General features: G+C 66.1%; 4 protein-coding genes. All 4 read left to right on the top strand.

Annotated elements, in window-relative coordinates; all coding sequences use genetic code 11:
• Positions 1-241: 241 nt before the first annotated feature.
• Entirely contained in the window at positions 242-1,435 is a 1,194-nt protein-coding gene (gene mtnA, locus ACYVRU_RS01220; protein ID WP_114540032.1) for an S-methyl-5-thioribose-1-phosphate isomerase, read from the top strand.
• Between the two features lie 94 nt (positions 1,436-1,529).
• Positions 1,530-2,291 (top strand): ParA family protein, encoded by a 762-nt coding sequence (locus tag ACYVRU_RS01215; protein ID WP_461185627.1) that lies wholly within the window; start codon positions 1,530-1,532, stop codon positions 2,289-2,291.
• Positions 2,284-3,066, top strand: coding sequence for a hypothetical protein (locus ACYVRU_RS01210; RefSeq protein ID WP_114540034.1), 783 nt, complete (start codon positions 2,284-2,286; stop codon positions 3,064-3,066). Before ACYVRU_RS01215 ends, ACYVRU_RS01210 begins: the two co-directional genes overlap by 8 nt.
• Before the next feature lie 222 nt (positions 3,067-3,288).
• Positions 3,289-15,303, top strand: coding sequence for an SdrD B-like domain-containing protein (locus ACYVRU_RS01205; protein WP_461185626.1), 12,015 nt, complete (start codon positions 3,289-3,291; stop codon positions 15,301-15,303).
• Positions 15,304-15,586 lie beyond the last annotated feature (283 nt).

The following is a 15,586-nucleotide window of genomic DNA, read 5'->3' as shown; positions in this document are numbered from 1 at the left end:
TTGTCACATTACGTGAAGAGGGGCCGTTCCGCTGCTGGTGGGACGGCTCTTCTACTCTTTTCTTCGACTCAAAAGGTCTACCGTCAAGCGTATGAGCTCAATTACTATTAAGCAGAACGCGAATAGCTCTTGCAAAGAAACCATGGTAGCTCCTTCCGAAGAAGAGGCGACCACACCACCTGCCACGATTAATATAGCACAATAGTATCATGCACGAAAGTGCTAATATGAAAGATATGACATGAATCTTGATTTGGGGAACCTGCCGCGGACGATCTGGGTTGAGAAGAGCGAGGGAGGGCCCGTGGTGGGGTTCGTGGACCAGCGGCTTCTGCCAGATGATCTGGCTCTTGTGCGCACCGCGGACTGGCGCGAGGTCGTGGATGCCGTGAAGACGCTGGCCGTTCGCGGCGCGCCGGCTATCGGCGTGGCGGGGGCGGCGGCGGTGATGCTGGCCGCCTTCGAGTGCGCGGCGGACGAGAGCGCCGCCAACCTCGTGAGGCAAGGCGATCCGGAGGCAGGTGGCGGTTTCGGGAGGGAGGGCGCTCGTGCCGATTTCGACCGTCGCTTGGAAGAGGCTGCCCGCGTGATCACCGGGGCGCGGCCGACGGCGGTCAACTTGTCCTGGGGCGTGCGCAGGGCCGTGGAGGCGGCCCAGGAGGCCCGCAGCGCCGGCAAGACGGCCGCAGAGGCGGCCGAGGCGCTCTACGGGCTCGCAGGGGCCCTCATTGCCGAGGACGAGGCGGTGAACCGCCGTATCGGCGCCCATGGGGCCATGCTGCTGCGCGAGATTGCGGATAAACGGGACGGGAGGGGAGACGCCCCGGAGGCCTCCCATGGCATCGACGGCTCTTCGCGCGTGGCCGCACCTGTTCGGCGGCAGGGTCTCAACATCCTCACGCACTGCAACGCGGGCAGCTTGGCGACGGCTTTCTACGGCACGGCGCTCGGCGTTGTTTATGCGGCTGCGCAAGAAGGGCTTATCAACCGCGTCTATGCCGACGAGACGCGCCCGGTGAACCAGGGGGCGCGCCTGACGGCGTGGGAGTTGGCGCGCGCTGGGGTGCCGGTGACGCTGCAGTGCGACGATATGGCGGCGTCGCTTATGGCCGAGGGGAAGGTGGATGCCGTGATCGTCGGGGCCGACCGCATCGCCGCCAACGGGGATACGGCCAACAAGGTGGGCACCTTGGGGCTGGCGATCATGGCTCGTCATTTCCAAATTCCGTTTTATGTGGCTGCCCCAAGAAGCACCATCGATTGCATAACGAAGACAGGCGACGACATCTCCATTGAGGAGCGCGATTCGTCCGAGGTGCTCGCCGAACCCCTCTTCGGCGTTACGGTGCGCAACCCGGCTTTCGATGTGACGCCCTACGCCCTCGTCACGGCCATCATTACCGAAGATGGGATTTGGAAGCCCCTTGAACTCTAGAACCCTATAGACAACATAACATTATATGTAATAGTACGTCCCATAGAGAACGGCGCAGTGGGGCGAGGCCTCGTCGCGGCAGTAAGGGAAGGCTATGATCACACTGGCGGCCGCCTCTCAAAAGGGCGGCGTTGCGAAGGCGACGACCAACTTGGCCATCGGGGCGAAGCTGGTCGAAGACGGGGCGCGGGTGCTCTATATCGACCTCGACCCCCAGATGAACCTCTCCACCACGCTGAAGGCTCAGACAGGCGGCGTTCTGTCGTCGCTTGACGTGCTCACGGGCGAGGCGGGCGTGGCCGCTGCGGCGCAGACCATCGATGGCTACGATGCCGTGCCGGCCAGCCGCCTGAACGGGAAGGCCGACGACCTCATGCCCTCGGTGGGGAAGGACTACCGCTTGCGCAAGGCGCTGGAGGCCGTCTCCGATCGCTATGACTTCGCGATCCTCGACACGCCGCCGGCGCTCGACACGCTCACGGTGAACGCGCTCACGGCGGCCTCCTGGGTAGTCATACCCGCTCAGGCCGATGCCTATTCCCTGGACGGCGTCACCGATTTGGCGGCCACCATCCAGGCCATCCGCGAGTACACCAATCCCGATCTCAAGATAGCCGGCATCCTGCTGATGCGCTACAACCCGCGCACGCCCATATCGAAGATCATCCGTGAGGACGCCGAGGCGATGGCGGCCGAACTCGATACCAAGGTGTTCCGCGCCTGTATTCGCGAGGCCACCGTCATCAAGGAGTCCCAAGCGGTGAAACAGTCACTTTTCGCGTACGCCCCCTCGGCGAAGGTGGCCTACGACTACCGGTTCTTCATCGAGGAGCTGCTGGAGGACATCAATGGCTAAGAAGGATCTGCGCGCCCAGATGGATGCGGCGCGCGCGGCAGCCGCCTACATCGGCGCCGCCCAGGAGGATCTGGCGGCGCCCGAGAGGGGGATCTCCCCTTCGGGCAGCTCGGCGAGATCGTCCGAGAAGGACGGCGCGAAGGCGGCGCCGAGACGGTCGCGAACCCATGAGGTGAGAAGCGCCTCCCTTGATGTGACCCAGGCCGCCGCGATGCCCGATTTTTTCGCCGAGGACTATACGGAAGAGCCTCGGTGCGAGGCAATCCCATCGGTCTCCTACGGCATCGCCTCAGTGCTAGCGGCATCTGACGCGGCGGGGACGGCCGAGGCCGCCGATGCGGCGGGGATGGTCGAGGCCGCCGATACGGCGGGGATGGTCGAGGTCGCCGGTGCGGCGGGGACGGCCGAAATCGCCGGTGCGGCGGGGACAACTGAGACCGCCGATGCGGCGGCTGCTGCGGTGGAGGATGCGGACGCGCCTTCCCGGGCCGCCGGCGCGTCTAGGGCCGCTGCCCGTACGCGCAAGCCGCGCAAGAAAAGCGTTGAGGCCGAGCCGCCGGTCCAAGCCGGAGAGGGGACGAGCGGACGTATGACCGCTCAGGTGCGGGTGCCCATGACGGCCGAGCAGAGAGAACACGCCGACCTTTTGGCGTCGGTCATGAAGATCACGCGAGCCGAGGTTATGCGCCAGGCCCTTGACGAGTACTGGGAGAGCCACAAGTCCGACCTTCAGGCGGCAGTCGCGGCCTGCGAGGCGCTCACCAAAAGCTCATGAAGTAAAACCGCTCGCCCTCGATTGAAAAGAGGGGCGGATCGCTTCGTTTGCGCCAAGGTTGAAGCACCCGACCAACGGATTCGAATGCTGAGTCCGTTGGTCGGGTTTTTTGCACGGAAATCTCCTCGACGAAAAAATTTTTCCGAAGTTTCTCCTCTGTTACCTAGCAAGGGCCAGGACGTTGAGCTCGCCCAGTGGTTCTACCTTGAGGGCACGGGTACCGTGGCCGAGGTGACCGAGGGCGAAGGCGAGGCGAAGCGCACCTACAGCAAGGTGACTTTCACCGCTGCCAACGTTGTGAACAACAAGGGCACCGAGCTGCGTCCCGCCAAGACGTTCACCGGCGAGGAGTACTACGAGATCGAGCTGGTGCGCGACGACGCGAACGCGGTCGTGGGCGCCTGGATCAAGAACCCGGCCTTCGGCGACAAGGTCACCGAGACTGTGACCGACGAGGCCTCCGGCACCACGGCCACCGTGGTCACCGGGCATACCGGCTTCTACACCATGAAGACCGACGCCGATGGCGCCTTCGCCTTCAACGACGACAACACCGCCGGGCTTCTGCCCTACGTGCAGTTCGACACCAACGACAACCCGGTGGCGGCCGGCGATGCCGCGGCTACCGACGACACCCTGGCCATGGCGTCCTACCGCCTGCCCGAGCCGAACCTGCCCGAGGGCCACGTGCTCACGGTGTTCCACAACGGCGACAAGAGCTCCTCGCCGGTGTGGGCCACCAACGCCGACTCGGATGCCAAGCGCGACATCCACCGCTCGGCCATGGTGGACGGCTACGACACGGCCATCGTGACGAGCTACCCGCAGTTCGCCGCTACCGACAAGAACGGCGCCATCACCGGCGCCGATGGCAAGCCTGTGGAGCAGGACGGCAAGGGCCTGGCCGAGAAGACTGGCTTCATCGTGACCGCCAACTCCTCCACGCCGGCCGCCAACACCCCCTACACCTTCTCTATGGAAGGCGTGGCCTACGACGTGGCCAACCAGGTGTTCAAGCGCGAGCACGTGAACACGGGTCTCTTCAAGGCGCCTACCTCCCAGATCACCGGCATCGTGTGGGACGACACCGAATCCGACGACAACACGGCTCCCGATGGCGTCCGCGCCGATGACGAGCAAGGGCTTGTCGGCGAAACGGTGCTTGCCACCCAGTGGCACTACGTGCCCAAGGGCGCCGCGGCCTTCGCCCAGATCAAGACCGGCGATGACGCTGGTCTCGTGGAATGGGTCGCCGCTGACGGCACCAAGTCCACCGACGATACGGCCAAGGCGTCTGCCGTGGGTGCCTGGGTGCAGAACATCGGCTTCGGTTCCGACTGGGTGACCACCAAGGCCACCATCGTCAAGGATCCGACCGACATCACCGACCAGGGCAAGGTCGTCTGCATCCCGGTTGTGAGCAACGGCGAGAACCGTGCCGATGCCCGCAACAAGATGGGCGTGGTGGCCGTGAAGACCTATGCGGCCGGAGGTGCCCAGAAGGTCGTGGCCGACGCGAAGGAGGCCGCCGGCTACAAGCTGGTGGACGTGGTCGACGGCGAGTACGTCTTCGACAACCTGCCCACGGCCGTGGTGGTGCTCGACGCCAACAGCGGCATCGACGAGTACTTCCTTGCCGCCTACCGCGTGGAGCTGGCGGCCCCCAAGAACTACCTGAAGAGCGGCTACGTGAAGGGCGAGCGGGACCCCTGGCACATCACCACGCCGCATCAACCCGTAAGCTTCGCCGACGCTGACGCGACCGCCAAAGGGCTCGCCGTCGACTCCGACGTGCCCGGCACCAAGGCGGGCGTGGCCGGCAACGCCGATGAGCTCGACATCACCGATGGCGCCATCAAGGCCCTGTACCAGAGCTGGCCCATCCAGCACCGCTACGCGGCAGACGGCTCGGTGCGCGCCAACGACGGCCAGGTCATCCTGGCCGAGGTGAACAACGGCAAGACTGATGGCATCCAGGCCAGCTTCGCCGACATCCCGGTATCCAACGCCATGGACACCGCCGATGCGGCCACCTACCAGTGGACGCATCCGGTAGTGACCGAGGTGGCCGGCGACGTGGGCGAGATCGCTCCGGCCTACCGCGCCATCGGCGGCTACGTGTGGAAGGACAACGACTACAAGGACGGCATCTACAACCTTATTCCCGGCACTTACGAGGATATGGTCAACACTGGCATGACCATCGAGCTGAAGAACCCCGAGAAGCAGCCGGTGCCCGATCGCCCGACGAGGCTGTACCTGCGCCAGTGGTACTACGATCCCGACCGCACCAACGGCGGCAACGCGAACCCCGAGGCGGACGCCCCGGCCGACCACTGGTTCCCGGTGCCCCAGGGCGCGTTCACGGAGTACGGCAACGATCGCGACTGGAGCCCGACCGAGACGACCAAGGCGCCCTTCTACTACAAGACGGTGACCACCCGCAACAAGAGCGTTACCGGCAAGGAAGCGGACAGCTACTACCAGTTCGACGACCTGCCCGTGCGCGTGTTCACCAACGGCAAGGAGTACCTGGCCGGCTACACCGTGGCCATCCGCGGCAACGCCGACTTCAAGCCGGGCAACTACGAGGTGCAGACCTCCGACTACCCGGTGAAGAACAAACTTGCTGCCCCGAACTACCTGGTTGATCAGTGGAGCTCCAAGGGCAAGGCCAACGTGCGCGGCACCTCGTCGTTTGCCTACCGCTACGGCCCCGAGACCTTCCCGCTCGTCCGCAGCCAGAAGTTCAGCTCCAACGGCGACATCCATACCATGGACTCCGTCATCGTGCTGGCCGGCTCCACCACCGCCGATGCCAAGGGCGCCCGCACGGGCAGCACGCCGTATGTGGTGAACTCCGCCGAAAAGAACGGCGACGCGCCGCTGGCCTCGTTCGATCTGGCCTTCGGCAAGAACGAGACCCGCATGAACGGCGGCTACATCGTGCCGCCCTCCGCTCCCATTGAGGGCTACATCTGGGAGGATGCCAACTACGACGGCATCCGCCAGGAGGATGTCTACGATAAGGACGGCAACCTCGTCTCCGAGGGCGAGCGCGGCATCGGCGGCGTGCGCATCCGCCTGACCAAGTACTACCTGGACGACACGGACAAGACCGGCGGCCCGGACGGCACGTGGAAGCGCACCTACAGCCTCGACGAGGACGGCAACCGTGTGCTCGACCCGTACTATCCCTTCACCACCTCCTACGGCACCGACCCTGAGGAGGATCTGGAGCTGGGCCAGTACCGCACCGACCTTGTGCCCACGAGCTTCAAGAAGCCCGATGCCCAGAAGCTGGGCGAGGCGAGCGACCGCGAGTATCTGTGCGGCTACACCGTAGCCGTGGCCGACACCAACCCGGCCGACCTCTACCAGCAGGTGCCTAACGAGGCCATCGCCGGCTACACCCTGACCCGTCCGCACGTCGCGGGCGACCTGGACGACGTGGTGGCGGCGGGTGACGCCGAGGGCATGCGCACCGAGTCCGATGCCTTCCGCTACTACACCTCCGAGGGCCTGGACGCCCTCGACAGCACCACCAAGGCCTTCGGCCTGGTGAACCGCTTCATCGATATGCAGGACTCCGTGCCGGCGATGGGCGATACCGACACGAACGCGGCCTTCAAGAACCGCGTGCCGGCCGGCCGCGCCGACGGCATGGTCATCGTAGCCCACGAGGCGGTGGAAAGCTCCACCAACAGTAGGACCCGGAAGAAGTACAAGGGCGTCACCTACGACACCGACGAGAACGTTCAGGTGCAGCAGGGCGGCGACGGCGGCTTCATAAAGATTCCCGAGACCTCCGTCACCGATGTGGTGTGGGACGACTCCTACAGCGACCAGTGGGCCGCCAGCAACCCGGTGCTCGACCGCGCCGAGCGCGAGCGCTCCTACGACGGCATCTACCAGCCTGCCTTCGAGAACGGCCTGCCCGGTCGCACCGTGGCGCTGACCCAGTGGCACTACGTGACCCACGACCTGTGGAAGAGCTTCGCGTTGCGCCATGCCCATCTGGTCTACAACCTGCTGACCAAGGAGGATCTTGAGAAGCTGGGCATCGACAAGATGGATCCCATCGAGGCCATGAAGACCATCGACAAGTCCACCGACGCGACGCTCGAGCTCGCGTGGCAGCTGCTGTACGACCGCGCCGAGCAGGGCGCGGCGGGCGATGTGCGCGCGGCTCGCGGCGACGAGGGTTCCCTGGGCTTCTGGGTGCGCACCCGCGCCTTTGGCGGCGATGTCACCTGGAAGAACAACGGCACCGCCGAGAATCCCGATTGGGAGCGCGTGGTCACCTACAATCCGACTAAGACCGAAACAGTACGCGACGGGAAAGTCCAGTATGTCATCAACGGCGACGGCGACCGCACGGTGACTACCGGTCCTCTGGGCCTCGACTACCTGGGCAATGTGGTAGACGACCTGGATCCGGGCACCTACGCCTTCTACAACCTGCCCACCAGCTGGGTGGGCTGCGGCGACGAGGTTCACAAGGAGATCGAGCTCGCGCCGCGCTACGTCGGCAAGGCGGACGCCGCGGATGCCGGCACCACGCTGGTGAACGCCGATAAGGCCACCGACTACCCGGCCGGCTCGGCCCCGATGTACGGCGATACCTATTCGCTGGCCAGCTACGAGGTGGAAGTGGACGGCCTGGCCCACGACGGCTCCGACGTCGAGGCCAACGGCACCAGCTGGATGCTCACCCGCTACCACGCCGGCAAGGCCGATGAGGTGGAGTCCGACGTGGCCTCTACCGACCGCTTCGGCGTGGTGAACTTCGCAAAATACGAGGGCGACGGCAAGACCGTGCGCCTGGGCCGCACCGTTACCGACCGCACCGTCATTGCGGCCGAGGGCGGCCTTGAGATCGCTGGCACGCGCACCTCGGTGGGCGATGTGGACGGAGAGGAGCACGGCGGACGCATCGTGGTGGCCAGCGAGGGCGTGACCGAGGGAGAGAATAAGACAAAGCTTGCTCACGCGAGCGACTTTGCCCGCGTGAGCACCGAGCAGCTGGTTCGTCCGGACGCGCCGCTGTACGGCGTGGCGGCCTACGACTGGCTCACGGTGGACATGGAAACGGTCGTGGTGGATTCCATTCCCGACGGCAACGGCGGCGCGTGGGAGCATAAGGTGCCGCTGCCCAAGGTTGTCCAGGGCGGCGACATGGGCATGGTGCACCCCACCCTGCAGTCCATCTCCGGCGTGCTGTGGAACGATGAGAACAACAACGGCATCCAGGACGTGACCTTCGACGAGAACGGCAACGTCGTCGAGGAGGAAGAGGCTCTCGACGGCTACGAGGTCACGCTCGAGCGCTACTACTTCGATGGCGCGAACTGGGTGCCCGACACCACGAAGTGGGCTGCCGGCAACACGGCGTCTGCAGCCGTGACCACGACCGATCGTGTGCTCATCGAGCGCGATACCGACAAGACGAAGCCCACCGAGCTCGGCGAGGACATCGACGGCGCGCTGACCGGCACGCCCGATCTGTACCGCTCGGGCACCTACCGCTTCGACAATCTCGAGACGGCGGGCCTGCGCAACGTGAACGGCACCGACACGTGGGTGGCCTACGGCTACAAGGTGCGCGTGAGCGATCCGCGCGTCACCGAAAACGAGCTCTTCCGCGCGAAGTACCACCTGACCGGCGCCGGCTATCGCGAGAACTCCGACCTTGCCGGCGACAACAAGCTGGTGGAGCCCGACGAGTACATCATCCTTCTGGAGACGGTGGCCGACGACGGCACCACGCCCGATGGCTTGGTGTCCCACGAGTCGAACATCGTCTACGCGCCGGCGTCGAACAACGACGACCAGACGCCGAATCTGGTGCTGGACGAGAACGGAAACCCGGTGCTGGATGCCGACGGCAAGGTGCAAGTGAAGGACCCGATGACCGCCACCGTCGGTGGCAAGACGCTCGTGGCCTACGACCTCATGATGGGCGCGAGCCGCGACCACAACGACGGCGGCCTCATTAAGCCTCCCGCCTACGCCATCGACGGCTACGTCTGGGAGGACGCCGACTACGACGGCCTGTACAACTACAACACCGAGACGCGCGTGACCACCGAGAAGGACGGCACCAAGACCGAGGCCGACTACCTCGAGTACGGCTACAACGACAAGCAGGTCATCCTGAAGCAGTACGTGCTCGGCGCCGACGGAACCTGGAAGCTCAACCCGCACTTCGGCAACGACGGCAACGTCATGGCCGAGAAGGTGGCCGACGGCGTGACCGAGGCGAAGACCGACACGCTGAACCCGACCTCTGGCACCTACAAGGTGCGCAACGAGGCGGGCCAGATGGTGGACGCCTCCCCGGCCGAGCGCCTCACCTTCACGGTGCCGAACTCCACCTACCTGGGCGGCGGCAAGGTGGCCGTGCTGACCGGTGACAACGAGAACCTGAAGGCGCTCGCCAAGGACGGTACGACCGAGCTGCACGACGTGTCCGGCTACTACCTGTTCGATCAGCTGCCCACGGCCGTGCGCACCTGGAACTCGACGGCGAAGAAGTACGAGTACGCGCTTGCCTCCTATACGGTGGAAGTGAACGGCGAGAAAGCCGCCGACGGCATGTCCTCGCTGCTTGTGACCACCTTCGAGGCCGAGACGACCGCCCACGACGTGGTGAACTCCCGCGTCCAGCCCATGGTGACGGCCGAGGAGCAGCACGAGGACACCAACACCGACGGCATGGCCGAGGTGTGGAGCCGCTACGAGACCAACAACTACCCGGTGTTCCTGGACGAGCAGAACATCCAGACCGCCGATGCGACGCACTCCGATGGATCGTGCACCATCAAGGAGTGCGAGACCGTCGAGGGCGAGATCTCGAAGAACAACGCCGCCTGGCGCATCGTGCTGGCCGGCTTGGTCGATGGCGCCAGCTGGGCGAACCAGCGCACCGCCTACGGCTGGTCCGAGAAGCACGAGGCTGTCGACGCCAACGGCCGTCCGACGACGGAGACGGTGACCGGCACCTTCGATTACGACTTCGCCATCGGCCAGAACCAGAACGCCATGAACGCCGGCTTCGTGCCGCCCGACCGCTCGAGCCTGGTGGGCCAGGCGTGGTACGACGAGGACTACGACGGCAAGAACGATTCCGACACTTCCGACGACCGCATCGACACCGACGACCGCGACAAGACCGAGCAGGGCGTCGAGGGCCTGCGCGTCATCCTGACCCAGTACTACTTCGTGCCCACCTACGACAACCACGGCAACCAGCTGCTGGAAGACGAGGACAACAACGTCTTCTTCCTCGACCGCGACCGGGCCAACGACGACTACCCGGACGGCCAGCTGCATCTGGTGGAGTCGCGCGGCGGCAACGTGGTGTCCGGCGCCGACGACAAGGTGTACCTGGTTCGCTCCGGCCGCACCTACGACTACGACGCCCTGTACAAGGCCGGCGTGCGCGAGCTGAAGGACTCCGGCTACTGGGTGGAGAACACCAACCTCAACGGCGGCCGCCAGTACAAGGACGGCGAGGACGTCGAGGTGCCCGAGACCCCGGTCGAGCCGGAGAATCCGAACCCGACCGACCCGGAGAACCCGGGCGAGACGACCGATCCCGAGAACCCGAGCCCCGTGGAGCCGGGTACCGGCGAGGATGCGGGCATCCGCATCGTGGCCGAGCCGGCCATGCGCAGCTTCTCGCTGGCGCGGATGGCACTGGCCGCCACCGAGGAGACCGAGGGCTTCGCCGACGGCGAGAGCACCGAGGTGACCGACCCGGGTGAGGAGACCTGCACCCACGAGAACAAGACCTATACGGGCAACAAGAACGGCACCCACGACTGGACGTGCGACGCCGAGGGATGCACCGCCTCGGCGACCAACGAGGCCTGCTCCGACGGCGATGGCGACGGCCGCTGCGACGGCTGCGGCGACTGCCTGCACCTGCACGACCGCACCTACACCTACAAGGATGCCGACGTCCACACCGTCACCTGCGCCGACTGCAACGAGGTGCTGGGCGAGGAGCCCCATGCCGACGCCAACGGCAACGGCATGTGCGACGGCTGCGGCGCCGATGTGTGCAAGCACACCGAGCTTGAGTGGAAGGACAACTTCGACAACACCCATACCTCTGTTTGCAAGATCTGCGGCAAGCAGACGAGCACGGCGGCCCATGTGGACGCCAAGCACAACGACGAGGCCGGCACGGAAGGCCCCGACGGGCGCTGCGATGTCTGCGGCGGCCTCATTATCGAGGATCACCAGCTGTGGACCTACACCGACGCCGAGGGTGTCTATGACTTCGACAACCTGCCGGGCTACGTGCTCGTGAGCAGCGAGGTCGACCATCCGGCCGCTCCGGGCGAGGACATCGACAAGGTGTTCCAGCCCTACGGCGTGGCCAACGCCAACGGCACGGCGCTTTCCACCTCCGACCTGGTGGCCCTGCAGAAGCGCCCCGTGTCGGTCGGCATGATCCGCCAGCTCTCGGCCTCCGAGATCGTCTCGCTGTCCGCCAGCCAGGTGGAAGCCATCAAGGCCGATGCCGACATGATGGCCGCCTATGAGGCGCGCCAGACCGAGCTCGCCACCAGCGATCCGGCCTTCACGTCGGCCACCCCGTACCTGACCGGCTACGCCATCAAGGTGGTGGACGACTCCGGCGAGTACGTGGCCAGCCGCTTCCATGTGGAGGGCGCCGGCACCGGCGACAACTCCGACCTCACCTCCTTCGAGTCCTCGCTGACCGACAACGTCAACGCCGAGAACGAGAAGGTCAACGAGGTGTACGCCGTCGTGGCCGAGAAGATCGCCGACGACGCCGACCTCACCGGCGGCATCCTGTCGAGCGCGTACGCGGTCCGCTACCTGAAGACCAACTACGACCTGGCCAACCGCATGTACTACAAGCGCGCCTTCGACGCCGGCCTCACCAAGCAGCTGCCGGTGCTCATCGACGGCAACGTGTGGAACGATGTGAACTCCGACGGCCTCATGGACGAGGAAGAGGAGCGCATCGAGGGCGCCGTCGTGCGGCTCGTGCGCTACTGGTACGACGAGACCGGCATCGGCTACTGGGAGCAGGTGCCCGGCCAGACCCCCGGCGGCGACGGCAGCTTCGAGAACTCCGGACTCACCCGCGAGGAGTACGACGAGATCGTCGCCATGGCCGACCCGTTCAAGCCGGACGAGGGCGAGACCATGACCTCCGAGGAGCAGAAGGCCGCGGCCGACGCCATGACGGCCTACATCAACGAGCTGTACGCGTCTGTGGCCGCCATGCCCGAGGGCGCGGCGCGCGCCGAGGCCGCCACGAAGAACCTGATGAAGCTGAACGTGCTGTACCACAACCACACCGAGTTCCTCACCAGCTACATGGAGGTCGTGCCCGGCGAGGATACCGACGATACCGATAACACCGACAATACCGGCAATACCGACAACACCGGCAATGGCGGCGAGCCGACGACTCAGGCCGACGACGATGCCGCTGGCGACGGCACTGGCGGCGGCACTGGCGACGGCGACGAGCCGGCCGGCGTCGAGGAGCTGGTCATCTACAGCGCTTGGACTAACGCCGAGCGCGACCTGACCATCCTCGTGGGCGCCGAGACGCCGGAGGACGAGAAGGGCGTGTGGCGCCGCGACTGGACCTTCACTCAGGATATGCTGGAGGATCTGACCGGCCGCCACGACCTGTCCAAGGACGGCCTGGGCACGAACTACCCGTACCTGCCGCTGACCGCCACTCAGGCGCTGGACGTGGCCGATGACGACGAGAAGTTCTTCGATCAGAACGGCTACGAGTACGTGCCCGGCGCCGGCTTCGACGTGACCGACGAGAACGGCCACTGGCAGTTCCTGGCCTATGGCACCGGCCTGCACCAGGCCTCGTCCGATTCCGCCGCCTTCAAGGTGCTGTTCTCCTACCGCGCCGAAATCGTGAGCTACCCGGACGAGGACGTGTGGGCGCCCACGCTGCAGCACATCGGCACCGAGGACAACGACTGGGTCAACTCCGACTTCGACGACGAGACCCAGGCCCTGGCGCCGAACGTGGAAGATGCTGCCGGCCACGACGGCGACTACACCCTGCCGGCCACAGACAACCTGGACACGGCTCTGGCGAAGGCCGGCGACCTCATCGTGCTGACCCGTTTGGCCGATGGCTCCGAGTCCTCCACGACCTCCGGCGCCTACGCCACCTACGCCTCCCAGCCGGGCGGCGACGAGGACGTGAACTGCGACCACGTGGACGAGGACACCGCCGCCGCGGCGGCAGACGGCCTGTGCGACAAGTGCGGCCTGTGCCTGCACGAGAAGGACGAGAACGGCCTGTGCACGGTGGAGGATTGCAGCCATGTCGGCATGGAGTGCTGCGGCACCGTCACCGGCTCGACCGACTCCGACGAGGACGACAAGCCCGTCATCGACGTCACCAAGCCCGAGGGCGGCGACACCACCCAGCCGGGCGAGGGCGACGGCGGCGAGTCCGAGACCTTCACCACCCGCGTCATGACCGCCAGCGCCTCGGGTGCCCGGGCCGACGCCGGTGCCAGCGAGGGTAGCGGCAACGGCATCTACAGCGACGACTATGTGACCGAGATGCTCGCTTGGATCGCCACGGCCACCCAGGAAGACCTGGAGAAGATGGACGCGGAGCGCCACGACGCCATCTTCGGCAAGCACCAGAAGGACAACGCCGGCAACCTGCTGTACCTGGAGACGACGATCGAGGACGGCAAGGAGGTCGAGAAGGTCGTCACCAACGCGACCAACTCCGTCACCGGCGAGCCGAACCTGCCCTATTACGATAACACCGGCAGCCAGCGTCTCTACGAGGCCTACCAGGCCCGCATGGCGTCGCTCGTCGGCGACAACCAGTGGTCCGACCTGAACTGGTTCAGCTCCCTGGCCCACGGCTACGGCCTGTTCCGCATCGCCCAGGCGCACATCGCCGGCGTGGTGTGGCAGGACGACAACTACAACGGCATCCAGGATGCCGGCGAGAACGTGCGCATCCCGAACGTGCCGGTGAGCCTGAAGCGCTACTGGTTCGGCACCGACGCGACCGGCACCGGCTGGCATCTGGACGAGACGCTCAACCAGACCACCGTGTCGGACGGCCAGGGCCACTGGATCTTCGACAACCTGGACGTCGCCGGCAAGCGCATGGTGGGTGGCAAGGAGACCACGGTGCTCTACGGCTTCGAGGTGACGGTGGACGACCTGCCGAAGGGTTACGGCGTCACCCATATGAACCGCGGAAGTGCCACCACCGACTCCGACCTGAACGAGGACACCAAGCTCATCGAGCCGGGCGACCCGCAGGGCGGCCTCATCGTGCTGGCCCAGTCCTCCGACCGTCGCGATCTGGTGGGCAACGGCGCCGCCTACATCCTGGGGCCCGCCGGCACCGTGTGGGTGATCTCGCTGTCCGAGGATTCCGACTACAACGACACGGGCCTGGTGCCCTATGCCCTCGCGGCCATCGCCGGCGTGGTCTTCGACGACCCGGAGGCCGACGGCCTGCAGGACGAGACGGCCGTGGCGGTGCCGGGCCAGACGGTCTACCTCGACCGCAAGGTCATCGATGTGGACGCCATCGGCTTCAACGGCGCCTCCTACACCCCGACGGCCCTGGCGGCCATCGAGGGGCAGAAGGTTCGCTCCGACGACGGCTGGACCGAGGTGGCCCATATGGACTCCGACGTCAACGGCGCCTACCGCTTCGACGGCCTGCCCATGGTGGACGGCAACGACAAGCCCTACCTGTACCGGGTGCGCTCCTACATGCCCGACGGCAAGGAGTGGGTGGCCATCAACGTGGGCGCCAACGAGAACGACGACTCCGACTGGGGCGAGGCGGCCAACTCCGTGATCGGCGCCGGCGGCCGCGTCGGCATCACGCCGGCCATGTCGGTGCTCGGCGCGTTCCAGACGGTGCGCACGACACCCAACGCCTACGGCCAGAAGTTCAACCTGCTGGTCCCCTACAACTGGGTGCCGGAGGACGGCCGCTCGGTCGACCTCGGCATGACCGGCGACGCCGACGCGTGGCGCACCCTCGTGTTCACCACGCCGTGGGGAACCCGCCTGTTCTACGTGAAGCTCCCGCAGACCGGCGACGAGCTCATGCCGTGGATGATCGGCCTGGCCCTGGTCGCGGCCCTCGGCCTCGTCCTGGCCGTGGTCGCCCGTCGGCGCGACGACGATGACGAGGAGGAAGAAGAGATCCCTAAAGAGTAGGGGAGCCCGCCGGGGCGGACGGAGCGCCCTCCGCCCCGGCACTTGAGACCTTTCCGAGTAGGCAGACTGCTTCGCGGAATCCTGATTACCCGCCAAGCCACCTGCCGAAGCCCGCCGGCCGCCGCCGCTTATGCGCGCGGCGGCGGCCGGCACATCATATATGCCATCTCCGATGAAGCAGACGGCCCCGCGGAATCCTGATTACCCGCGGGGCCACCTGCTGTCTAGGGCGCGCCGCCCCGCTCCGGGCGCCACTTGCGCGGCGCGCGGGCCGGCCGCCCGC

This window comes from Adlercreutzia sp. CNCM I-6216 (assembly GCF_977113345.1).
The sequence above is the reverse complement of the archived record's forward strand: the minus strand, read 5'-3'. Positions and strand labels throughout refer to the sequence as shown.